This window comes from Bacillus sp. MUM 13, assembly GCF_001866725.1.
In the GTDB taxonomy this organism is placed as follows: Bacteria; Bacillota; Bacilli; order Bacillales; family DSM-1321; genus Peribacillus.
In genome coordinates, this window is record NZ_MLYQ01000033.1 from 1 (window position 1) to 21,903 (window position 21,903).

37 protein-coding genes are annotated in these 21,903 nt (G+C 42.2%); 1 reads left to right on the forward strand and 36 read right to left on the reverse strand.

Annotated features, from left to right (window positions below):
• Nucleotides 1–14 precede the first annotated feature (14 nt).
• Complete coding sequence (locus BIV59_RS10080) at nucleotides 15–692, reverse strand: KinB-signaling pathway activation protein (RefSeq protein ID WP_071351358.1); 678 nt, start codon at nucleotides 690–692, stop codon at nucleotides 15–17.
• A gap of 136 nt (nucleotides 693–828) precedes the next feature.
• Between BIV59_RS10080 and gerD the strand changes: the two genes are divergently transcribed.
• On the forward strand, nucleotides 829–1,455 hold the full coding sequence (gerD, locus tag BIV59_RS10085; protein WP_071351359.1) for a spore germination lipoprotein GerD: 627 nt from the start codon (nucleotides 829–831) through the stop codon (nucleotides 1,453–1,455).
• 137 nt (nucleotides 1,456–1,592) lie between these two features.
• Here gerD and BIV59_RS10090 read toward each other — a convergent pair whose 3' ends face one another.
• The 35 genes from BIV59_RS10090 to rplB all read right to left on the reverse strand — a co-directional run bounded on the left by BIV59_RS10090 (nucleotide 1,593) and on the right by rplB (nucleotide 21,897).
• Nucleotides 1,593–2,648 (reverse strand): Mrp/NBP35 family ATP-binding protein, encoded by a 1,056-nt coding sequence (locus tag BIV59_RS10090; RefSeq protein ID WP_071351360.1) that lies wholly within the window; start codon nucleotides 2,646–2,648, stop codon nucleotides 1,593–1,595.
• Between the two features lie 285 nt (nucleotides 2,649–2,933).
• Nucleotides 2,934–3,656 (reverse strand): N-acetylmuramoyl-L-alanine amidase CwlD, encoded by a 723-nt coding sequence (gene cwlD / locus BIV59_RS10095; protein WP_071351361.1) that lies wholly within the window; start codon nucleotides 3,654–3,656, stop codon nucleotides 2,934–2,936.
• A 93-nt stretch (nucleotides 3,657–3,749) separates the two neighbouring features.
• Entirely contained in the window at nucleotides 3,750–4,193 is a 444-nt protein-coding gene (locus BIV59_RS10100; RefSeq protein WP_071351362.1) for a YbaK family protein, read from the reverse strand.
• 298 nt (nucleotides 4,194–4,491) lie between these two features.
• Nucleotides 4,492–4,884, reverse strand: a complete 393-nt coding sequence (gene rpsI / locus BIV59_RS10105; RefSeq protein ID WP_071351363.1) for a 30S ribosomal protein S9 — start codon at nucleotides 4,882–4,884, stop codon at nucleotides 4,492–4,494.
• A 20-nt stretch (nucleotides 4,885–4,904) separates the two neighbouring features.
• The gene (gene rplM / locus BIV59_RS10110; RefSeq protein WP_071351364.1) at nucleotides 4,905–5,342 is read right to left on the reverse strand and encodes a 50S ribosomal protein L13; all 438 of its coding nucleotides are present in this window, start codon (nucleotides 5,340–5,342) and stop codon (nucleotides 4,905–4,907) included.
• 175 nt (nucleotides 5,343–5,517) lie between these two features.
• Nucleotides 5,518–6,255, reverse strand: a complete 738-nt coding sequence (truA, locus tag BIV59_RS10115; protein WP_071351365.1) for a tRNA pseudouridine(38-40) synthase TruA — start codon at nucleotides 6,253–6,255, stop codon at nucleotides 5,518–5,520.
• Nucleotides 6,256–6,266: 11 nt separating this feature from the next.
• A complete protein-coding gene (locus BIV59_RS10120; RefSeq protein WP_071351366.1) occupies nucleotides 6,267–7,070 on the reverse strand; it encodes an energy-coupling factor transporter transmembrane component T family protein in 804 nt (267 codons plus the stop codon).
• Nucleotides 7,063–7,935: an energy-coupling factor ABC transporter ATP-binding protein gene (locus BIV59_RS10125; RefSeq protein WP_071351367.1), complete on the reverse strand. Its 873-nt coding sequence runs from the start codon at nucleotides 7,933–7,935 to the stop codon at nucleotides 7,063–7,065. The genes BIV59_RS10120 and BIV59_RS10125 overlap by 8 nt, the downstream gene beginning before the upstream one ends.
• Nucleotides 7,911–8,750 (reverse strand): energy-coupling factor ABC transporter ATP-binding protein, encoded by an 840-nt coding sequence (locus BIV59_RS10130; protein ID WP_071351368.1) that lies wholly within the window; start codon nucleotides 8,748–8,750, stop codon nucleotides 7,911–7,913. Before BIV59_RS10130 ends, BIV59_RS10125 begins: the two co-directional genes overlap by 25 nt.
• Nucleotides 8,751–9,107: 357 nt before the next feature.
• Nucleotides 9,108–9,470 carry a 50S ribosomal protein L17 gene (rplQ, locus tag BIV59_RS10135; protein WP_071351369.1) on the reverse strand — a complete coding sequence of 121 codons (363 nt, stop codon included), beginning with the start codon at nucleotides 9,468–9,470 and terminating at the stop codon, nucleotides 9,108–9,110.
• An 86-nt stretch (nucleotides 9,471–9,556) separates the two neighbouring features.
• A complete protein-coding gene (locus BIV59_RS10140) occupies nucleotides 9,557–10,501 on the reverse strand; it encodes a DNA-directed RNA polymerase subunit alpha (RefSeq protein WP_071351370.1) in 945 nt (314 codons plus the stop codon).
• 182 nt (nucleotides 10,502–10,683) lie between these two features.
• Nucleotides 10,684–11,073 carry a 30S ribosomal protein S11 gene (gene rpsK / locus BIV59_RS10145; protein ID WP_040372575.1) on the reverse strand — a complete coding sequence of 130 codons (390 nt, stop codon included), beginning with the start codon at nucleotides 11,071–11,073 and terminating at the stop codon, nucleotides 10,684–10,686.
• A gap of 22 nt (nucleotides 11,074–11,095) precedes the next feature.
• Complete coding sequence (gene rpsM, locus BIV59_RS10150) at nucleotides 11,096–11,461, reverse strand: 30S ribosomal protein S13 (protein WP_071351371.1); 366 nt, start codon at nucleotides 11,459–11,461, stop codon at nucleotides 11,096–11,098.
• Between the two features lie 22 nt (nucleotides 11,462–11,483).
• Nucleotides 11,484–11,597, reverse strand: a complete 114-nt coding sequence (gene rpmJ / locus BIV59_RS10155; protein WP_003156543.1) for a 50S ribosomal protein L36 — start codon at nucleotides 11,595–11,597, stop codon at nucleotides 11,484–11,486.
• A gap of 40 nt (nucleotides 11,598–11,637) precedes the next feature.
• A complete protein-coding gene (infA, locus tag BIV59_RS10160; RefSeq protein WP_071351372.1) occupies nucleotides 11,638–11,856 on the reverse strand; it encodes a translation initiation factor IF-1 in 219 nt (72 codons plus the stop codon).
• A 59-nt stretch (nucleotides 11,857–11,915) separates the two neighbouring features.
• Complete coding sequence (gene map / locus BIV59_RS10165) at nucleotides 11,916–12,662, reverse strand: type I methionyl aminopeptidase (protein WP_071351373.1); 747 nt, start codon at nucleotides 12,660–12,662, stop codon at nucleotides 11,916–11,918.
• Entirely contained in the window at nucleotides 12,662–13,312 is a 651-nt protein-coding gene (locus tag BIV59_RS10170; protein WP_071351374.1) for an adenylate kinase, read from the reverse strand. The genes map and BIV59_RS10170 overlap by 1 nt, the downstream gene beginning before the upstream one ends.
• 63 nt (nucleotides 13,313–13,375) lie before the next feature.
• Entirely contained in the window at nucleotides 13,376–14,671 is a 1,296-nt protein-coding gene (gene secY / locus BIV59_RS10175; RefSeq protein ID WP_071351375.1) for a preprotein translocase subunit SecY, read from the reverse strand.
• Nucleotides 14,671–15,111 (reverse strand): 50S ribosomal protein L15, encoded by a 441-nt coding sequence (rplO, locus tag BIV59_RS10180; protein ID WP_071351376.1) that lies wholly within the window; start codon nucleotides 15,109–15,111, stop codon nucleotides 14,671–14,673. The genes secY and rplO overlap by 1 nt, the downstream gene beginning before the upstream one ends.
• A gap of 32 nt (nucleotides 15,112–15,143) precedes the next feature.
• Nucleotides 15,144–15,326 (reverse strand): 50S ribosomal protein L30, encoded by a 183-nt coding sequence (gene rpmD, locus BIV59_RS10185; RefSeq protein ID WP_053349054.1) that lies wholly within the window; start codon nucleotides 15,324–15,326, stop codon nucleotides 15,144–15,146.
• Nucleotides 15,327–15,339: 13 nt separating this feature from the next.
• Nucleotides 15,340–15,840 carry a 30S ribosomal protein S5 gene (gene rpsE / locus BIV59_RS10190; RefSeq protein WP_071351377.1) on the reverse strand — a complete coding sequence of 167 codons (501 nt, stop codon included), beginning with the start codon at nucleotides 15,838–15,840 and terminating at the stop codon, nucleotides 15,340–15,342.
• A 23-nt stretch (nucleotides 15,841–15,863) separates the two neighbouring features.
• Nucleotides 15,864–16,226, reverse strand: a complete 363-nt coding sequence (rplR, locus tag BIV59_RS10195; RefSeq protein ID WP_071351378.1) for a 50S ribosomal protein L18 — start codon at nucleotides 16,224–16,226, stop codon at nucleotides 15,864–15,866.
• 32 nt (nucleotides 16,227–16,258) lie between these two features.
• Nucleotides 16,259–16,795 (reverse strand): 50S ribosomal protein L6, encoded by a 537-nt coding sequence (rplF, locus tag BIV59_RS10200; RefSeq protein WP_071351379.1) that lies wholly within the window; start codon nucleotides 16,793–16,795, stop codon nucleotides 16,259–16,261.
• 30 nt (nucleotides 16,796–16,825) lie between these two features.
• A complete protein-coding gene (gene rpsH, locus BIV59_RS10205) occupies nucleotides 16,826–17,224 on the reverse strand; it encodes a 30S ribosomal protein S8 (protein ID WP_071351380.1) in 399 nt (132 codons plus the stop codon).
• Nucleotides 17,225–17,254: 30 nt separating this feature from the next.
• Nucleotides 17,255–17,440 carry a type Z 30S ribosomal protein S14 gene (locus BIV59_RS10210; RefSeq protein WP_071351381.1) on the reverse strand — a complete coding sequence of 62 codons (186 nt, stop codon included), beginning with the start codon at nucleotides 17,438–17,440 and terminating at the stop codon, nucleotides 17,255–17,257.
• A gap of 25 nt (nucleotides 17,441–17,465) precedes the next feature.
• The gene (rplE, locus tag BIV59_RS10215) at nucleotides 17,466–18,005 is read right to left on the reverse strand and encodes a 50S ribosomal protein L5 (protein ID WP_071351382.1); all 540 of its coding nucleotides are present in this window, start codon (nucleotides 18,003–18,005) and stop codon (nucleotides 17,466–17,468) included.
• 29 nt (nucleotides 18,006–18,034) lie between these two features.
• Nucleotides 18,035–18,346: a 50S ribosomal protein L24 gene (gene rplX, locus BIV59_RS10220; RefSeq protein ID WP_071351383.1), complete on the reverse strand. Its 312-nt coding sequence runs from the start codon at nucleotides 18,344–18,346 to the stop codon at nucleotides 18,035–18,037.
• Between the two features lie 43 nt (nucleotides 18,347–18,389).
• Nucleotides 18,390–18,758, reverse strand: a complete 369-nt coding sequence (gene rplN, locus BIV59_RS10225; protein WP_071351384.1) for a 50S ribosomal protein L14 — start codon at nucleotides 18,756–18,758, stop codon at nucleotides 18,390–18,392.
• 39 nt (nucleotides 18,759–18,797) lie between these two features.
• Nucleotides 18,798–19,061, reverse strand: coding sequence for a 30S ribosomal protein S17 (gene rpsQ, locus BIV59_RS10230; protein WP_071351385.1), 264 nt, complete (start codon nucleotides 19,059–19,061; stop codon nucleotides 18,798–18,800).
• 18 nt (nucleotides 19,062–19,079) lie between these two features.
• Nucleotides 19,080–19,283 (reverse strand): 50S ribosomal protein L29, encoded by a 204-nt coding sequence (gene rpmC / locus BIV59_RS10235; RefSeq protein WP_071351386.1) that lies wholly within the window; start codon nucleotides 19,281–19,283, stop codon nucleotides 19,080–19,082.
• Complete coding sequence (gene rplP / locus BIV59_RS10240; RefSeq protein ID WP_071351387.1) at nucleotides 19,273–19,707, reverse strand: 50S ribosomal protein L16; 435 nt, start codon at nucleotides 19,705–19,707, stop codon at nucleotides 19,273–19,275. Before rplP ends, rpmC begins: the two co-directional genes overlap by 11 nt.
• Before the next feature lies 1 nt (nucleotide 19,708).
• Nucleotides 19,709–20,365, reverse strand: a complete 657-nt coding sequence (gene rpsC, locus BIV59_RS10245) for a 30S ribosomal protein S3 (RefSeq protein WP_071351388.1) — start codon at nucleotides 20,363–20,365, stop codon at nucleotides 19,709–19,711.
• A gap of 3 nt (nucleotides 20,366–20,368) precedes the next feature.
• Nucleotides 20,369–20,710, reverse strand: a complete 342-nt coding sequence (rplV, locus tag BIV59_RS10250; RefSeq protein ID WP_071351389.1) for a 50S ribosomal protein L22 — start codon at nucleotides 20,708–20,710, stop codon at nucleotides 20,369–20,371.
• Between the two features lie 17 nt (nucleotides 20,711–20,727).
• The gene (gene rpsS / locus BIV59_RS10255; RefSeq protein ID WP_071351390.1) at nucleotides 20,728–21,006 is read right to left on the reverse strand and encodes a 30S ribosomal protein S19; all 279 of its coding nucleotides are present in this window, start codon (nucleotides 21,004–21,006) and stop codon (nucleotides 20,728–20,730) included.
• A 60-nt stretch (nucleotides 21,007–21,066) separates the two neighbouring features.
• The gene (rplB, locus tag BIV59_RS10260; protein ID WP_071351391.1) at nucleotides 21,067–21,897 is read right to left on the reverse strand and encodes a 50S ribosomal protein L2; all 831 of its coding nucleotides are present in this window, start codon (nucleotides 21,895–21,897) and stop codon (nucleotides 21,067–21,069) included.
• Nucleotides 21,898–21,903: the final 6 nt, after the last annotated feature.

Sequence of the window (21,903 nt, forward strand, 5' to 3'; positions counted from 1 at the left end):
TTGAACCTGTGCTTTTATTTTGCCCGGTGTTTTTCTTTGCCAGATTGTTCTGAAGTTTCCGCTCGCGGCAATCCCCTTTTAGCAGCTAACTCCTTTTGTGACGCTTCAATCATGCTGTTTAAAATAAGCAGCTGATAGGTGTTGCACACCAGAAGAGTTATCAGCATAAAATAAAGCCATCCCTGGTCATTCGTTTTAAGTACCGGCACCCATTCAATGATGGTAATGCCCGCCATAAAAAATAAAGCAGGTATGAATGCTGATTTATTGGTTTGCTTCATTTTCAAGTACGCCACGATGAATGCAATAACGACAATAAGAGAAACAAGTATTAAATCATGAAGCAAACTGCCTTTAGTTTCTGCATTAGAATGGCGAAGATAAATAAAATCGAAAAGGACAAACACCATCAAAACAACTTGTACTGAATTCCATAAAGACACGCTCTTAAACAGGCCAAGCCCAAATCTGTGAACAGTAAGATATGCAAAAAAGCCTGCCTGGCTGATTACACTGAAGATAAAGCCCACGCCAACAAGCCATATAAAACTTGTAAGGATTCCCTTTAAATCTGCAGAAGTAAAGAGATGTGCAAACTCACTCCAGCGTGCCAAATATCCCACAATCCCCCCGGTTAAACCGCCCAAAATTAATGTTGTTACAAATAAGCGAACTATATTCCTGCTGTTCATTATTTTCCCCCAACACTATTCTCTTTTTCCTTGATTGTACCAATCAGCATATCAAAATGCCACATTTTCTATGCGGCGAATAAATTTCCGGCACTGACCCATATTAAAAATATGATGTTAAGAAAGGGGCTCTGATATGAGATTTGGGGTTACTTTACTTCTTTTTTCCATGCTTTGCTTAGCTTGTGCCGGCTGCGGCCAAAGCGGTGCAGGTGCTGAAAAAATGGATTATGAAGCAACAAAAAAAATGGTTGTCGATATATTAAAGACCGATGAAGGAAAAAAGGCTATACAAGATGTTATGAATGATGATTCAGTGAAAAGCCAGCTGATTATGGATCAAAAAGTAGTGACAGATTCCATTGAGAAAACCGTTACTTCCGATAAAGGAAAACAATTCTGGGAAAAAGCTTTTAAAGATCCGAAATTTGCTGCCGCCTATGCTAAGGGATTGAAAACTGAACATGAGCGTTTACTGAAGGATATGACCAAAGATCCCCAATACCGCGGGATGATTATCGAAGTGATGAAGGATCCAGAATTACAAAAGGAATTTAATGATTTGTTAAAAACCAAAGAAATGCGGGAGTTTTCAAAGCAAACTCTCATTGAAACGATGGACAGCCCTCTTGTCAGGGCAAAGATACAAGACATTCTTTTAAATGCTGCCGCGCAAATCGAAAAGTCTCAAGCTGCATCAGGCAGTAAAGGCACAAGCGGGGACAAGCAAGCACAGCCTGGAGATAACAGCAAAAAACAATGAAAGAAAAGTGGGATGGCCAACGCGGCCATCCCACTTTTCACTTACCTCTTTATGGACAATCTAAAGACTTGGTTTCAAAGGCAGCTAAAGCCTTATATTCACGTTTAGGATTCCAGAACGCAATCTGATACTGCTTTTTAATTCTGCAGTTTATTGATCACTTTTTCGGCAATGTCGGTATAAATTCTGCCTAAACGATGTTCTGGAGCATATATGGACGGAGCAAAGTCTTTTTCGTTCCAGTCAGGCTGCTGCAGCGGCAGCTGTCCCAATACTTCTGTGCGAAGCTCTTCTGCCAGCTTTTCTCCTCCGCCTTGACCGAATACGTATTCCTTCTCGCCAGTCGTCTTGCTTTCAAAAAAGGACATATTTTCGATAACACCAATTACTTCATGTTCTGTTTTGATAGCCATGGCACCCGCTCTGGCTGCTACAAAGGCTGCTGTCGGATGCGGGGTAGTGACGATGATTTCCTTGCATGAAGGAAGCATGGTATGTACATCCAGCGCTACATCTCCAGTTCCAGGAGGCAAGTCAAGTACGAGGTAATCAAGGTCTCCCCATTCCACTTCATTGAAGAAGCTGTTAAGCATCTTTCCAAGCATTGGTCCTCTCCAGATAATTGGAGCATTGTCTTCCACAAAGAAGCCCATTGAAATGACTTTTACTCCAAAGCGCTCAACCGGAATGATTTTCTTGTCCCTTACAACAGGACGGGTAGAGATCCCCATCATATCCGGGACACTGAATCCATAGATATCAGCATCCACTAATCCAACTTTTTTGCCTAGGCGGGCTAAAGCAGTTGCAAAGTTAACTGAAATGGTAGATTTCCCCACTCCTCCCTTTCCGCTCGCAATGGCAATAAAGGCCGTTTTGCTGTTAGGGCTAAGTAACCCGGGAGCTTCTTCCGGTGTGTTCACGCGATGCTTTGCCAATTCTTCTTCTGGCAAGCCAGTAAAGCGGATTCCAACTGAATCAGCTCCATTGCTTTTAAGCAATTCCACAATTTTCGTCTGCAGCTGTAACTGTTCTCCAGTGCCTGTCTTAGCAATTGCAATTTTCACGCTTACATGATTTTTTTCTGCCTTGATCTTTACTTCTTGAATCCCGTTTGTTTCATTTAATGTTTTATGCAGAAAAGGGTCATTTAAGCCCTTAAGTAAGTCGAATACTTTTTCTTCAGTAATCAAAACAGACACCCACCTTTAGTGAATTCATTTTTCAAATAATAGTATACCACACACCTTAAATGTTTCTGAAACCTCAAACATTGGCAGGAGGCTAATTTAGTTGAAAGCCCCATTAAATCAACATGGTTATTAGAATGGAGAGCAGCCTGACATGGGCTAAGAACCTACCGAAAGCGAAAAGCTGACGCAGAAATCAGAGGCAATTTTTGCAGAACTAAAAAAGGCAGTGCTTTTTCCGATTTTCATGCCTGCACATGAAAGACGGTTATGCACTGCCTTTTTCACCTACTGCTGATCTTTTGACGGAACCTTGTCTTCCGTAAAATACCTCAGCACTCCCTTATAGATAGAAGCCGCAATTTTTTCCTGATAAGAATCTTTAATCAGGTTTCCACGCTCTTCAGGATTCGACAGAAACCCGATTTCAACTAGAGCTCCCGGTTTTTTTGCATTTCTCATCAGATAGATATTGTTGATGATTTTCGCACTTCTTGAGGTGTTCTCCAAATTTCTCTTTATCTCTGCCTGAATAAACTGGGCCACCCTCTCATTTTCCTCATAACGGGCGGTGTAAAAAGTTTGCGCCCCTTTCCACTTTGAGGACGGAAAAGCATTTAAATGGATGCTCAGGAAGAGATCTGCATTAGATTGATTAATCATCTTCACACGATTCCGAAGATCTTGCTGTTTCCTCATCCGAATGCCTTTGGTCTCCTTATCAGCCAGGTCTTTATCATTTTTTCTTGTCAGTACAACAAAAGCCCCTTGTTCCTGCAGAAAATCCCTCAGCTTTAAAGTGACAGCTAACGAGACTTCCTTTTCAACAATAGAACTAACATTTGCTCCGCCGTCCGGCCCTCCATGCCCCGCATCCAGCACAATTACTTTGCCTGTAAGCGGCAGGTTCCAAGACTTCCAGGAGTCATCATCCATAAATTTTATGCCAATCATTAAAAACAAGGCAATACAACCAACTGCAATCCCCGTATATATTAGCTTTCTTTTCATACAGTTCTCCTTCCGGCTAGTCCTCCATATTTAAAAATATGGGACAACATCGGAAAATAGAACTGCCTATATGCTTGCAGATATCTGCATGAATTAATGAAGACGCATTTTATATCTTTTTTCTCCTTTGCCAAAGCCGTCCTTCCACCACACCTCTACATAAGCTGTGCAGCGATAATAAAGATCTTCGCTGTACAAATCGATATCACCGACTTTCCCCCAATATAAAATGAAATTAAAAAGCGTATCAATCAGATGTTTTTCTTCCTGAGCACATCGCGACCGGGCCATTTCCTCCGACTCGCCGTAATAGCCAAACTTGCTGAAACGGGCACCAAGCAAAAAAGCCTCTATTGCAATATCGAAGCAGCCCTCTTCTAAAACATCCGAAAAATAAATGCCAATCGACTTATCCGAACCAAAATGCTCAAACACTCTCTTCTTCATATTTTCAATCGACAAATCCCGAAGCAGCCTTCTCTCATACTTAACCTGCTTCTCCCTCTGCCGTTCCTTTAAAGTTGTAATTACATTCATCCTAGCACCTCACTGATGGGGTCAGACCCCATTTCCCGGAGTATTTCCCGGTTTATTGTTAGTGTTTGCATGCTGAGTAGTGTAATTCTTTTTTTGATGATTTTGCGGATGGCAATTATTTATCAGGATGATTAGGCTATTTTGCTGGGATGCTTTATGTATGGAGCTGGAGTGCTGCGGTCACCCCGAATTCAGGTTTACTATAGAGAAACCTGTTTAATATACAGGACATAATATACAGATAAAAACAAAAAAGACCCCCAACCAAAATGGTTGAGAGCCTCCCGAGCGCCAAAAATTAACGCTTTGAGAACTGAGGTGCACGACGAGCGCCTTTAAGACCGTATTTTTTACGTTCTTTCATACGTGCGTCACGAGTTAATAGTCCTGCAGATTTCAATGAAGGACGGTATTCAGGATCAACTTGCAGCAATGCACGGGCGATGCCGTGACGGATTGCTCCAGCTTGTCCAGTGTATCCACCGCCATTAACATTTACAAGGATATCGTATGTGCCAGTAGTTTCAGTAGCAACTAGGGGCTGCTTCACTACTTCACGCAATGCTTCGAATGGGATATATTCATCAATTCCACGTCCGTTGATAACAACGCGACCTTCGCCTGGTACTAAACGTACACGAGCTACAGAGCTCTTACGGCGACCAGTACCATAATATTGAACTTGTGCCAAGATAGTAACCTCCTTATTAATTATCCGCGTAATTCATATACTTCAGGCTGTTGAGCTTCGTGCTTATGCTCGCTGCCAGCGTATACGTGCAATTTTTTAAAGATTTGACGACCAAGAGAGTTCTTTGGAAGCATGCCTTTGATAGCAAGCTCAAGCATTCTCTCAGGGTAGTTTGTTCTCATCTCAAGAGCAGTTCTTGTTTTAAGACCGCCTGGGTGCATAGTGTGACGGTAGTAGATTTTGTCAGTAAGTTTCTTACCAGTTAGTTCGATTTTTTCTGCATTGATCAAGATAACATGATCACCAGTGTCAACGTTCGGTGTAAATGTAGGTTTGTTTTTGCCGCGTAAGATGGCTGCTACTTCACTAGCAAGACGACCTAAAGTTTGACCTTCAGCATCGATTACATACCATTTACGATCAACTTCGCTAGCTTTCGCCATAAATGTTGTACGCATGATTACCCTCCTAAAAAATGTTCATCCATTTTGTTATATTTATTTTCAATCACAATAAACTTCCGGGGCTTATCGCGGGATTAAAATACATACCATATTATATTATATTCTCAAGATGACATTGTCAAGAGAATGTTACACCAGGTTTAGTTGTCATGAAGATTTTTTTTCACGATTATTCATAATGGACTTTCCACAGGTACAAACCATGGCCTGGAGCTGTTTTTCCCGCCAGAGCCCGATCCTTCCCCTCTAAAATCCGCGGAATATCCCCTGGTGCCAATTTCCCGCTGCCTGCTTCAAGGATAGTGCCAGACAGGATCCGGACCATATTATATAAAAATCCATTTCCTCTAAAAGAAAAAACTAAAGTGTCTACTTCATTTGCCAATTCAATTTCTTGAATGGTCCTCACTTTATCGGATACTTCCGTTTTTGCAGAACAAAAGCTAGTAAAGTCATGGGTCCCCTTTAAATATGCCATCGCTTCCTTCATGCGGGATTCATCCAGCGGGTAAGGATAATGATGGGCATAATTCCTTCTAAATGGGTCCCGCTGGGAGGAGCGGGATATCACGTACCTGTATTCTTTTCCCTTAGCATCAAACCTTGCATGAAAGTCAGCTGGTGCAGGCTGAAGCTGCAGGATGGCTATATCATCCGGCAATAAGGCATTCAGCGCCTTAATCCAATTGACTTCAGGGAACTCATAGGGAGAATCAAAATGCACAACCTGTCCGCGTGCATGGACTCCTGCATCGGTTCTCCCTGAGGCGGTAATTTTAACTTCCTGCCCTTTATGCATCTTTCTAAGAGCCTGCTCAATCTCACTCTGCACGGTCCTTTTAGAAGGCTGAACCTGATAGCCTGCAAAATAGGTTCCATCATAGGAAACAACAGCTTTATATCTCATATGAACCGTCCTTACGCCCAATATCGTAAATAAAATAAAATGATAGTCAGCACAAAAAGAGCAAGCAGCAGCAAAGAATCTATGGCCTGCCATTTCAGCTGGCGGTATTTCGTTCTGCCTTCACCGCCGCGATATCCCCTGGCTTCCATGGCAATGGCCAATTCCTCTGCCCTTTTAAACGAGCTGACGAATAACGGAACAAGCAAAGGGACAATTGCCTTGATCCGATTTTTAATAGGCCCGGATGAAAAATCGACGCCTCTTGCGGTCTGTGCTTTCATAATTTTATCTGTCTCTTCCATAAGAGTCGGAATAAATCTAAGAGAGATCGACATCATAAGAGCCAGTTCATGTACAGGGAGCTTCCATCTCTTTAAAGGATTCAGAAGCTCCTCCATTCCGTCGGTTATTGATATAGGTGTAGTAGTCAACGTTAATAGAGAAGTAACCAGAATCAAAAAGGTAAACCGGAGAGAGATAAATATCCCTTGTCTAAGGCCTTCTTCATGGATTTCAATCCAGCTGAATTTGTAAAGAATGGCTCCTTCCTTATTGAAAAAGATTTGAAGCAGGAAGGTAAATATGATCAGGAAAAAGATAGGCTTAAGTCCGTTATAAAGAAAACCGAATGGGATTTTTGAAAGGATGATTAAAGAAATAGTGAAAATCCCCACAACTGTGTACGCTTTCCAATTATCCGCAAGGAAGATGATGCATACAAAAAAGAAGACCAGAATTAACTTTGCCCTTGGATCCATTTTGTGAAGCAGGGAATTCATTGGAACATAACGCCCTAATATCATCTTATCAAGCATGATCTCCCCTCCGTTCCAAAACCTTTTTAACCTCACTGGCAAGGTCACCAATTGTTAAACAAGGCCTCTCAAAGGCTATCCCCAGCTTTTCCTGAAGCTTCAGCTGAAAACGGACTGTATCAGGCACATCAAGTCCCAGTTCCATCAATTGTTTCGGCTGCGAAAAAATTTCAAGCGGAGCCCCTTTTTGAAAGACTGTCCCCTGGTGCATGATAATGATTTCATCAGCATAACGTGCTGCGTCCTCCATACTATGGGTAACCAGGATGGTAGAAATGCCTCTTTCCTTATGAAGGCTATAAAACATATCCATAATTTCCTTGCGTCCTCTTGGATCTAATCCTGCTGTAGGTTCATCCAATACGATTACTTCCGGCTCCATGGCAAGGACACCGGCAATGGCTACTCTTCTCATTTGCCCTCCTGATAAATCAAAAGGAGATTTGTATAGAATTTCCTCGCCCATGCCCACCTGCTTAAGAGCTTTTCTGGCCAGGATTTTCGCTTTTTCCTCCGAAATCCCGAAATTCATGGGTCCAAAAATTAAATCCTTTTCTACGGTTTCTTCAAACAGCTGATGCTCAGGAAACTGGAAGACAATACCCACTTTCTGCCGTATCGGCCGAAGTTCCTTCTCTTTCCTGCCAGACTCTATGGTCCGCTCACCGATGGTAACCTTCCCTTTTGTGGGCTTAAGCAAGGCATTTAGGTGCTGTAAAAGTGTGGACTTTCCAGACCCTGTATGCCCAATAATAGCAACGTAAGATCCTGATTGAATGTCAATGTTGACATCATGCAGGGCACGATGCTCAAAGGGGGTCGAAACCTGGTAACGATATTCTACATCTTGAAGTGTGATTCGCATAAATCGTTCACCAGCTCTTCCTCTATCAGATGGCCACTTTCAACATCAATCCCCTGCTTGAGCAATGCTTTGCTCAGCTTTACAGTAAAAGGGATATCCAGCCCTAATTCCAATAGTTCATTTTCTAATTTAAAAATCTCAGCAGGGGTCCCTTCACGGTATACCTTTCCCTGGTTCATGACAATAATCCGGTCGGCTCGTGATGCTTCTTCCAGGTCATGTGTAATAGAAATAACAGTTAAGATATTTTCATCTTTCAATTGCCTGACCGTTTCCAGTACTTCTTCACGCCCGCGCGGGTCAAGCATGGACGTCGCTTCATCCAGAATAATGATATCCGGGCGAAGAGCCAGGACGCCTGCAATAGCCACACGCTGCTTTTGGCCTCCTGAGAGATGGTGCGGCTCTTGATCGAGAAATGTGTCCATTTTGACCTTTTTCAGGGCATTATGTACACGCTCAACCATAACCTTTTGCGGAACACCTGAATTTTCTAAACCAAAAGCCACATCATCTTGAACAGTGGTTCCTACAAATTGATTGTCGGGGTTTTGAAACACCATCCCTATCCTTTTGCGGGCATCCCAAACTGTTTCCTCTGTCAGGGGACTGCCATTAATGAGTATTTTCCCTGATTCTGCAAAATGAAGCCCGTTTAGCAATTTTGCCATTGTTGATTTTCCTGAACCATTATGGCCCACGATTGCCAGCCACTCACCTTTATATATATCAAAAGAAACACCATCTACGGCATTCCTCTCCTGATCTTCATATTTAAAAATAACATCCTCTAAAGAAACCAGCTTCTCTTTCATGTGGCCCTCCCTGTACTCAGCTATTTCTCTATCATATCTCAGCTCTGCTCACTTATAAAATGAATAACTTCTATTTTTGGATATAAAAAAACGCTGCACCCCTTCCGCCGAACATGATCGGCAAATTAAGAGCAGCTTACATGGTCCTGATTCGTTAACCAGGAATATCTTATTAACGCTTACTAAAAAAGCGGGAAGGGGTGCGAGAGCTAGACGTGAAGGCTCCCTGGTTTTGGGCTGCCAGCCATCGTATCACTCAAGCGTATTCTTGTATGGTTCAAAGGTAAAATAAAGATAGAGAAAAAGGGCAGAAGACAGGGTAATGTTCAACTGTCCCGCCCTTTTATCCCACCATTATTAAACTAGTTCGATAACCACGATTGGTGCAGCGTCACCGCGGCGTGGTCCCACTTTCATGATGCGTGTGTAACCGCCTTGACGTTCTTCGTAACGTGAAGCAATGTCACTGAACAATTTTTGAACGGCATCTTGACCTTTTTCAGCATCAGCCACTTCATTGCGCACGTAAGCAGAAGCTTGACGGCGTGCATGCAAGTCACCGCGTTTGCCAAGAGTGATCATTTTTTCAACAACAGAACGTAATTCTTTAGCACGTGCTTCTGTAGTTTCAATGCGCTCATGGATAATTAGATCAGTAGCTAAATCACGAAGTAATGCTTTACGTTGGGCGCTAGTGCGTCCTAACTTTCTGTAACCCATTGAGGATTCCCTCCTTTGTTGAAGTGTTATATTCTTTATTTAAGGTTCAAACCAAAATCCTAGCGTAGCTCTAGGCTATCTAGAAGTCAGTCATCTTTACGCAGACCAAGGCCTAATTCTTCAAGTTTCGCTTTCACTTCTTCAAGTGATTTGCGTCCCAAGTTACGCACTTTCATCATATCTTCTTCCGTTTTATGAGCAAGCTCTTGAACGGTGTTGATTCCGGCACGTTTCAGGCAGTTGTAAGAACGGACTGAAAGATCAAGCTCTTCGATGGTCATCTCCAAGACTTTTTCTTTTTGATCTTCTTCTTTTTCTACCATGATTTCAGCATTTTGTGCTTCATCCGTTAAACCAACAAAGATATTCAAATGCTCTGTTAAAATCTTGGCTCCTAGTGCTACAGCTTCTTGCGGAGCATTGCTTCCATCTGTCCATACATCAAGAGTTAACTTGTCGAAATTGGACAACTGGCCTACACGTGTATTTTCTACCTGGTAGGAAACACGAGAGACAGGAGTGTAGATAGAATCGATCGGAATCACGCCAATTGGCTGATCTTCTCTTTTATTCTGATCTGCAGGAGTATAGCCGCGGCCTCTGCGTGCTGTTAAACGCATGCGCATATGGCCATTTTTGCCGATGGTAGCAATGTACAATTCAGGATTTAGAATTTCAACATCGCTATCATGGGTAATATCGGCTGCTGTAATGACTCCATCTCCCTGCACATCAATTTCAAGCGTCTTTTCTTCATCGGAATAAATCTTAAGAGCTAGCTTTTTCACATTTAGAATGATAGAAGTTACATCTTCTACGACGCCTTCAATTGTTGAGAACTCATGCAGCACTCCATCAATTTGTATAGATGTGACAGCAGCACCTGGAAGTGAGGATAAAAGAATACGACGCAGGGAATTACCCAAGGTAGTACCATACCCACGCTCTAGTGGCTCTACGACGAACTTGCCATACTTGGCGTCATCGTTGATTTCAACCGTTTCGATTTTTGGTTTTTCTATTTCGATCATTCATTAAACCCTCCTTCAAAACGTCAAAACCCCGGCTAGTGAATAATCATTCACATATAACCGAAATTCCCCATGTATACGTTCCCGCTTGTGCGCAACAACTGAAATAATCCTTCTGTAAGAACGCAAACCTAGTATTATATCCCATTATAGACAGGGATACAAAATTCTATACAGAAAAATTAAACACGGCGACGTTTTGGCGGACGGCATCCGTTATGTGGAACTGGAGTTACATCTTTAATAGCAGTTACTTCAAGACCAGCAGCTTGAAGAGCACGGATAGCTGCTTCACGACCAGCACCAGGGCCTTTAACTGTTACTTCAAGAGTTTTCATACCATGTTCGATAGATGTTTTAGCAGCAGTTTCTGCAGCCATTTGTGCAGCGAATGGAGTAGATTTACGTGAACCTCTGAAACCTAAAGCTCCTGCACTTGACCAAGAAATAGCGTTACCATGAGCATCTGTGATCGTAACAATAGTGTTGTTAAATGTAGAACGAATGTGTGCAATACCAGTTTCTATATTCTTTTTCACACGACGTTTACGTGTATTAGTTTTACGTGCCATGAAAAGTAACCTCCTTTACTGATTATTTTTTCTTGTTAGCTACTGTACGACGAGGTCCTTTACGCGTACGAGCATTGTTTTTAGTATTTTGTCCACGAACAGGTAATCCACGACGGTGACGAAGACCGCGGAAGCTGCCGATTTCCATTAGACGTTTGATGTTAAGGGAGATTTCACGGCGAAGGTCGCCTTCTACCTTTAACTTGTCAATGATATCACGGATTTTATTTAATTCATCTTCTGTTAAGTCCCGTACACGTGTGTTTTCAGAAACACCAGCTTCAGCAAGAACTTTGATAGCTGTTTGTTTACCAATACCATAAATGTATGTTAAAGAAATGACAATACGTTTGTCACGGGGAATATCTACACCAGCAATACGTGCCATGCTTTAGTGCACCTCCTTCTAATTAGCCTTGTTTTTGTTTATGTTTAGGGTTTTCGCAAATAACCATAACTTTACCTTTTCTGCGGATAACTTTACACTTTTCGCAGATTGGCTTTACAGATGGTCTGACTTTCATTGCTATCTAACCTCCTTATACAGATCGGAGCGTAACCGATTTATTTAAATCGGTATGTGATTCTGCCGCGAGTTAGATCATACGGGGAAAGCTCAACTGTTACTTTATCACCAGGCAAAATGCGAATAAAGTGCATACGAATTTTACCGGATACATGAGCTAAAACAGTATGACCATTTTCTAATTCTACCTTAAACATTGCATTTGGCAAAGTTTCTAAGACCTTACCTTCTACTTCAATTACATCATCTTTCGCCATTAAATGATTCTCCCTTCTCTATGCGTGGACTCAAATCATCAGCATGCAGTGCAGCCACTTCAAAGTATAGTAAGAATATCAAACCCTTTGTCTGTGATTGCAATTGTATGCTCAAAATGAGAACACATCATTCCGTCAACCGTTACTACAGTCCAGTTATCCTCTAAAGTCTTCACATATCTGCTACCGGCATTCACCATTGGTTCAACAGCGAGCACCATACCAGGCATTAACCGAGGACCTTTTTCAGGTGGACCGAAATGAGGAATTGTTGGATCCTCATGTAAGTCTTGACCGATTCCGTGGCCTGCATACTCTCTCACAATTGAGAAATTATTAGCCTCGACATAGGTTTGAATAGCATGGGAGATGTTTGAAAGGCGCACGCCTGGCTTAGCTTCTTTCAACCCTCTATATAATGACTCTTCGGTAACTTCTAAGAGTCGCTGCATTTCTACATCAATTTTGCCGACCGGATATGTCCAAGCGGAGTCTCCATGATAGCCTTTATATTCAGCACCGATATCGATACTGATCAAATCGCCTTCATGCAAAACCCGATCCCCTGGAATACCATGGACAAGTTCATTGTTAACAGATGTGCAAATACTGCCGCGAAATCCATTATACCCTTTAAATGAAGGGAATGCACCATGTTTATCTATAAAGCTTTCAGCAATTCTATCCAGCTCTTTAGTCGTAATGCCTGGAGCAATATGTTTCTTTAGCTCTTGATGAGTTAAAGCGACAATTCTTCCGGCTTCACGCATGATGTTTATTTCGCGAGGAGTTTTACAAATGATCATTAACGCAATCCTTTGAGGAGCACATCAACGTCTTCAAAAACTTTGTTAATATCCTGCTGTCCGTTAATGTTGCGCACATACCCTTTAGATTCATAGAAATCAAGAAGCGGCTGTGTCTGCTTAAGATTTACATCCAAGCGATTCTGAACGGTTTCTTCATTATCGTCAGCACGCTGATAAAGTTCACCGCCGCAGCGATCGCATACTCCCTCTTTTGCAGGAGGATTGAAAACAAGATGATACGTAGCACCGCATGATTTACATATACGGCGGCCAGTTAATCTTTCCATGAGTATAGCTTTATCAACATCGATATTAATAACAAAATCAATTTTACGATTTAAATCTCCAAGAATGTTTTCAAGTGCATCTGCCTGGGCAACCGTACGAGGAAAGCCATCAAGCAAGAAGCCATGTTCACAATCTTGTTTGCCTAGCCGTTCACGAACAATGCCAATTGTAACTTCATCAGGTACAAGTTCGCCTTTATCCATGAATGATTTAGCCTGTAAGCCAAGCTCCGTGCTGTCTTTAATAGCTGCCCGGAACATATCTCCAGTTGAAATATGAGGGATGTTATACTTTTCTACGATTCTTTCCGCCTGGGTACCTTTACCAGCACCTGGCAGTCCCATCAACACAAGATTCACAATTAGTTCCCCCTCAAACTCCATAATGGGTTTAAGGGAACACAAACCTGTTCCCAAAACTCATTACTTTATAAAACCTTTATAGTGGCGCTTCACTAATTGCGCTTCAAGCTGTTTCATCGTATCAAGGGCAACCCCGACAACGATAAGCAGGCTTGTTCCGCCGATTTGGGCTGATTGCGGCAAATTAGCAAGCTGGATGAAGATGACCGGCAGTATGGCTACTATCGCTAAGAATATAGAGCCTACAAACGTCAAACGGTATAACACACGAGTCAAATAGTCTTGAGTGCTTTTACCAGGACGTATTCCCGGGACGTAACCGCCTTGTTTCTTTAAATTGTCCGCCATTTGTTCAGGATTGACCTGAATGAAAGCATAAAAATAAGAGAAGGCAATGATCAGGGCAACATAGACAATCATGCCGATCGGCTTGGTATAGTCAAATGTAGCTTCTATCCATTGTGTTACGTTATTAGAACCAAAGAACGAGGCAATCGTCCTAGGGGTGATGATAAACGCCATTGAAAAGATGACGGGAATAACTCCCGCAGCATTCACTTTCAAAGGCAAGTGAGTGGACTGGCCTCCCACCTGTGTGCGTCCGACTGCAGCACGTTTTGCATATTGGATCGGGATTTTACGAAGCGCCTGCTGAATGAAGATAACAGCAACCACAACGGCTAATATTGCAATAATGATAAGGGCAACAGTAACGATTTTCAAGAAAAGCTGATCTCCTGCATTTTCAAACTGCTGAGCATAGATCTGGTTAACCGTAGTAGGTATACCAGCGACAATCCCAGCAAAGATAATAATGGAGATACCATTGCCGACACCTTTAGCAGTAATAAGCTCGCCAAGCCATAATAGAAAAGCTGTACCGGCTGTCAGGACAGTTGCTATAAGCAAGTAAGTTCCTACACCAGGATTTTGAATCAGTTGACCGCCAGCTAGATTATTAAAGCCATATGACATACCAAAAGCTTGGATAAATCCAAGTATGATAGTGCCATAACGGGTAAACTGAGCTAACTTTCGGCGCCCTGCTTCTCCTTGCTTAGACCATTCAGTGAACTTAGGAACAACGTCCATCTGGAGCAGCTGAATGATGATTGAGGCAGTAATGTAAGGCATGATCCCCATAGCTAGTATGGAAAATTTCTTAAGAGCACCGCCGCCAAAGGTATTAAGAATACCAAAGACGCTTAGCTGATCCTGTGAAGCTAATAAGTCGGCATTCACATTCGGTACAGGTATAAATGTACCGATGCGATAGACGACTAGCATTAACAGGGTAAAGATAATTTTGTTTCTTATTTCACCCACGCGCATAAAATTGGAGATCGTACGAAACATTAGATCACCTCAGTTTGACCGCCGGCAGCTTCGATAGCTTCTTTAGCGGCAGAGGAGAATTTGTGAGCTTTAACAGTAAGCTTTTTCTCAACGTTTCCTTTTGCAAGAATCTTGATTCCTGCTTTTTCTTTGCTGACGATACCTGTCTCGATCAATAGAGCAGGTGTTACTTCAGTACCGTCTTCGAAGCGGTTAAGTACATCAAGATTAACGATCGCGTAATCTTTACGGTTGATGTTTGTAAATCCGCGTTTCGGTAAACGTCTGAATAATGGAGTTTGACCTCCTTCAAAACCTAGACGGACACCGCCGCCTGAACGAGCGTTTTGACCTTTATGACCTTTACCTGCTGTTTTACCGTTTCCAGACCCGATACCGCGTCCTTTACGTTTACGTTCTTTACGAGAACCTTCTGCAGCTTTTAACTCATGAAGTTTCATGTTGGCACCTCCTTGTTAAGAGAAAATATATTTTATTGTTCTTTTACAGTAACAAGATGAGCAACTTTGGTAATCATACCGCGAATCGCAGGGTTATCATCATGAACAACTGTTTGATGCATTTTGCGTAGACCCAGTGTGTTAACTGTAACGCGTTGGTCTTCAGGACGACCTATTAAGCTGCGAGTGAGGGTAATTTCTAATTTATTAGCCATTTGATTTCCCTCCTTATCCTAATAGTTCTTCTACTGATTTACCACGTAATTTTGCTACGTCTTCAGCACGTTTTAATTGCTTAATTCCTTCTAATGTTGCACGAACCATGTTAATTGGTGTGTTTGAACCCAAAGATTTAGAAAGGATATCACTGACTCCGCCTAATTCTAGTACCGCACGAACCGGACCGCCAGCAATAACTCCAGTACCTTCAGAAGCAGGTTTTAATAAGATATGGCCTGCACCAAAACGACCGTTCACAAGATGTGGAATTGTTGTACCAACCATAGGTACAGTAACAAGGTTTTTCTTAGCATCCTCAATAGCCTTACGGATTGCATCTGGAACCTCTTGAGCTTTTCCAGTACCAAATCCAACGTGGCCATTCTTATCGCCTACAACTACAAGTGCAGTGAAACGGAAACGACGTCCGCCTTTTACAACTTTAGCTACGCGATTAATAGTAACTACACGTTCTTCAAGCTCTAATTTATTAGGATCAATACGAAGCATCTGCTTTGTCCCTCCTTTGACTATTAAAATTGTAATCCATTTTCACGAGCAGCGTCAGCTAGTGCTTTTACACGTCCGTGGAAAAGGTATCCTCCGCGGTCAAATACCACAGCAGAAACTCCTTTTTCTACAGCGCGTTTCGCAATAAGTTCGCCAACTTTTTGAGCTGCTTCAGCATTTCCAGTTGCTTCAATGCCGATCTCTTTATCAAGAGTAGAAGCACTTGCAAGAGTTATGCCTTTTGCATCGTCAATTAATTGTGCGTAAATGTGTTTGTTAGAACGGTACACATTTAAACGAGGACGAGCTTCAGTTCCAGAAATCTTAGCACGGACACGTGCGTGTCTTTTCTGACGAACAGAATTTTTATCAAGCTTCGTAATCATTTACGTCACTCCTTTCGTTTACCTATGCGGCATTACTTACCAGTTTTTCCTTCTTTGCGGCGAACGAATTCACCTTCGTAACGGATACCTTTGCCTTTATAAGGCTCAGGAGGGCGTACATCGCGAATGTTAGCAGCAAGTGCTCCTACACGTTCTTTGTTAGCGCCTCTTACGATGATTTTTGTATTGGAAGGAACTTCAACTTCAAGTCCTGTTTCAGGTTCGATTTCTACCGGGTGAGAGTATCCTACGTTAAGGATAAGCTTAGTACCTTGCTTTTGTGCACGGTAACCAACACCGATAAGTTCAAGTGATTTTTCAAATCCCTTTGAAACACCCTCAACCATGTTTGAGATAACTGCGCGAGTGGTACCGTGTAAAGCACGGTGTTCCTTCGCGTCAGAAGGACGAGCTACAGTTAGAACGTTCTCCTCAACAGTGATTGAAAGATCAGGATTAAAAGATCTTGTTAATTCACCTTTAGGGCCTTTAACAGTTACAGCATTTTCGTTAAGTGTAACTGTTACGCCGTTAGGGATTTCAACAGGTTTTTTACCTATACGTGACATCTAGTGCACCTCCATTCTTGTGAAAATGTATTACCAAACGTATCCTAGAACTTCTCCGCCAACTTGTTTAGCGCGAGCTTCCTTGTCTGTTAAAACTCCTTGAGAAGTAGAAACAATTGCGATACCTAAACCATTAAGAACGCGTGGAACCTCACCAGTTTTTGCATAAACACGTAGACCAGGCTTGCTGATACGCTTTAATCCAGTGATTACACGCTCATTGTTAGCACCGTATTTCAAGAAGATACGGATAATACCTTGTTTATTGTCTTCGATAAATTCAACGTCACGTACGAAGCCTTCACGCTTTAAGATCTCAGCAATGTCTCTTTTGATCTTAGAAGCAGGAACCTCTAGTTTTTCGTGACGAACCATATTCGCATTACGGATGCGAGTAAGCATATCTGCAATAGGATCTGTCATGACCATTTTAATTTACCTCCTTCCCAAACTCGGGTTTTACCAGCTGGCTTTCTTAACACCAGGAATTTGTCCTTTATATGCAAGTTCGCGGAAACAAATACGACAAAGCTTAAATTTACGGTATACAGAATGTGGACGTCCGCAACGTTCGCAGCGTGTATATTCTTGCACTTTAAACTTTGATCCGCGCTTTTGCTTTAAGATCATAGATTTTTTAGCCACGTTTTCGCCTCCCTTTATTTAGAGATTACTTTTGGAACGGCATTCCGAATTGAGTAAGTAATTCGCGAGCTTCTTCGTCTGTGTTAGCAGTCGTTACGATAACGATATCCATACCACGGACTTTGCTCACTTTATCATAGTCAATTTCAGGGAAAATAAGTTGTTCTTTAATACCTAATGTGTAGTTACCGCGACCATCAAATGACTTCTTGGAAACACCGCGGAAGTCACGTACACGCGGTAAAGAAACAGATACTAGTTTATCAAAAAATTCATACATACGCTCGCCGCGCAATGTGATTTTCGCTCCGATAGGCATACCTTCACGCAAACGGAAACCAGCGATTGATTTCTTCGCTTTTGTAACTACAGGTTTTTGACCAGTGATCAATGTTAATTCTTCAACAGCATTATCTAAAGCTTTTGAATTAGAAACTGCATCACCGACACCCATGTTTACCACAATTTTATCAAGCTGTGGCACTTGCATTACTGACTTATAGTTAAACTTGCTCATAAGAGCTGGAGAAACTTCTTTTTGGAATTTTTCCTTTAGGCGGTTCATTATTTCGTGTACCTCCCTTCTTTAATGACTTATTTATCTAAAGATTCACCTGATTTTGTAGCTACGCGTACTTTTTTGCCGTCTACCATCTTGTAACCAACACGAGTCGGATTACCTGATTTCGGATCAAGCGGCATAACGTTGGATACGTGAATAGCAGCTTCTCGGCTGTTAATTCCGCCTTGCGGATTAACTTGAGATGGCTTTGAATGCTTTTTCACGATGTTAACTCCTTCTACAAGCACTCGATTTTTCTTAGGGAATGCTTCAAGGATAACACCTTGTTTACCTTTGTCCTTACCAGAGATGACCACGACTTTGTCACCTTTTTTAACATGCATTAGCTTCGCACCTCCTTGAAAGGCTTTTTACAAATATTTATCATTACAGAACTTCTGGAGCTAGAGAAACAATCTTCATGAAGCTGTTGTCGCGCAATTCACGAGCAACTGGTCCAAAGATACGTGTTCCACGCGGGCTCTTATCGTCACGGATAATTACACAAGCATTCTCATCGAAACGAATGTAAGAACCGTCAGGACGACGTACACCGCGTTTTGTACGGACAACAACTGCTTTAACTACGTCACCCTTTTTAACAACGCCACCTGGTGTTGCTTGTTTTACTGTACATACGATTATATCACCGATGTTAGCAGTTTTACGGCCAGAGCCACCAAGTACTTTAATTGTAAGAACCTCACGGGCACCAGAGTTGTCAGCGACTTTTAAACGTGATTCCTGTTGGATCATGTACGAAACCTCCCTTCGGATTTACTTAATCCGAACTGATTAAATAATAACAGCTTTTTCTACTACTTCTACAAGACGGAAGCGTTTTGTAGCTGAAAGTGGACGAGTTTCCATAATACGTACTACATCGCCAATTTTAGCTTCGTTTTGCTCGTCATGAGCTTTAAACTTTTTAGAATATTTCACGCGCTTACCGTATAAAGAATGCTTTTTATAGGTCTCTACAACAACGGTTACCGTCTTATCCATTTTGTCGGATACTACGCGTCCAGTGTAGACTTTGCGTTGGTTGCGTTCGCTCATTCTGCAAACCTCCATTCATTATCGATTGTTGACACCGATCTCTCTTTCACGAACAACTGTTTTCATACGAGCGATCGATTTGCGCACTTCACGGATGCGTGCTGTATTTTCAAGTTGTCCAGTAGCTAACTGGAAACGAAGATTAAATAATTCTTCTTTAAGAGATTTTACTTTTTGTTCAATTTCGGCAGTGGTAAGGTCTTTTATTTCATTAGCTTTCATTTGATTCACCACCAATTTCTTCTCTTTTTACAAACTTACATTTAATAGGAAGTTTGTGTGCTGCAAGGCGCAATGCTTCTCGTGCCACCTCTTCAGATACACCGGAGATTTCAAACATAACTTTTCCTGGTTTTACTACTGCTACCCAGCCTTCAGGAGCACCTTTACCAGAACCCATCCGTACTTCAAGAGGTTTTGCAGTGAACGGCTTGCTTGGGAAGATTTTAATCCAAACTTTACCGCCACGTTTCATGTAACGAGTCATTGCAATACGGGCAGCTTCGATTTGGCGGTTAGTGATCCATGATGCTTCAAGAGCCTGCAAACCGAATTCACCAAAATGAACTTCAGTGCCGCCTTTAGCATTACCTCTCATCTTACCGCGATGTTCGCGACGGTATTTAACGCGTTTAGGCAATAACATATTATTTTCCTCCTTCCTCGGATTTCTTCTTAGTAGGAAGAACTTCTCCACGATAGATCCATACTTTCACGCCAAGCTTACCATAAGTAGTATCAGCTTCAGCATGTGCATAGTCGATATCAGCGCGAAGTGTGTGAAGTGGAACAGTTCCTTCGCTATAATGTTCAGCACGAGCGATATCAGCGCCGCCTAAGCGTCCAGATACCATAGTTTTGATTCCTTGTGCGCCAGAACGCATAGTGCGTTGGATAGCCTGTTTTTGTGCACGACGGAAAGATACACGGTTTTCAAGCTGGCGAGCGATGTTTTCTGCAACTAATTTTGCATCAAGATCAGCTCTTTTGATTTCAATAATATTGATGTGTACACGCTTGCCAGTTAACTGGTTAAGTGCTTTACGAAGTGCTTCCACTTCAGTACCGCCTTTACCAATAACCATTCCTGGTTTAGCAGTGTGTACAGAAATGTTAATGCGGTTAGCCGCACGTTCGATTTCTACTTTAGATACAGAAGCATCACTTAAACGCTTCGTGATGTATTCACGAACTTTAAGGTCTTCATGCAAAAGTGCTGCGTAGTCTTTATCAGCGTACCATTTTGATTCCCAATCACGAATGATCCCGATACGCAAACCGACTGGATTTACCTTTTGACCCACAGGTTATCCCTCCTTCTTTTCTGATACAACGATTGTAATATGACTAGTACGTTTGTTGATCGCACTCGCACGTCCCATTGCGCGAGGACGGAAACGTTTTAAAGTTGGTCCTTCGTTAACGTATGCTTCTGAAACAACCAGGTTATTAATATCCATTTCGTAGTTGTGTTCTGCGTTTGCAACAGCAGACTTAAGAACTTTTTCTACGACTGGAGAAGCGCCTTTTGGAGTTAAGCGTAAAATCGCTACCGCTTCACCTACTTGTTTTCCTCGAATTAAATCTGCTACTAAACGGACTTTACGAGGAGCAATACGGACTGTTTTTGCAACAGCTTTTGCTTCCATGAGATGCCCTCCTCTCATTAACGTCTTGTTTTCTTATCGTCACTTGCGTGACCTTTGTAAGTACGTGTAGGCGCGAATTCGCCAAGCTTGTGGCCTACCATATCTTCAGTTACATAAACCGGCACGTGTTTGCGGCCATCATAAACAGCGATTGTGTGGCCGATGAATTGCGGGAAGATTGTTGAACGACGAGACCAAGTTTTTACTACCTGTTTCTTGTCAGCTTCATTTAACTTTTCAACCTTAACGATTAAATGCTCATCAACAAAAGGCCCTTTTTTAGTGCTGCGTCCCATATGTGTACCTCCCTTCGTGATTGTTCTACGGTTCTATATATGAACCGTAGTGCAACCCCGTTATTTTTTGCGACGACGAACGATAAATTTATCGGACTTGTTTTTCTTCTTACGAGTTTTATATCCAAGAGTCGGTTTGCCCCATGGAGACATTGGAGACTTACGTCCGATTGGAGAACGACCTTCACCACCACCGTGAGGGTGATCATTAGGGTTCATTACAGATCCGCGGACTGTCGGGCGCTTGCCTAACCAGCGAGAACGTCCTGCTTTACCAATGTTGATTAGTTCATGCTGCTCGTTGCCGACTTGGCCGATTGTTGCACGGCAAGTAGCTAGGATCATGCGAACTTCACCAGAGTTTAAACGTACAAGAACATAACGGCCTTCTTTACCAAGAACCTGTGCAGAAGTACCTGCTGAACGAACTAATTGTCCGCCTTTTCCTGGTTTAAGCTCGATGTTATGAATAACTGTACCAACTGGAATGTTTGATAATGGAAGAGTGTTACCCACTTTGATGTCGGCTTCAATACCTGACATTACCTCCATACCTACTTCTAGGTTTTTCGGAGCAAGGATATAACGTTTTTCTCCATCCACATAATTAATTAATGCAATATTTGCTGAACGATTCGGATCGTATTCAATAGTAGCAACGCGTCCTGGTATACCATCTTTTTGACGTTTGAAGTCAATGATACGGTATTGACGCTTATGGCCGCCACCTTGATGACGAACTGTCAACTTACCTTGGTTGTTACGGCCGCCTTTATTTTTTAAAGGAGCAAGCAATGATTTTTCCGGTTTGTCAGTTGTGATTTCTGCGAAATCAGACACCGTCATGCCGCGTCGACCGTTAGAGGTAGGTTTATACTTTTTAATCGCCATGTGTAT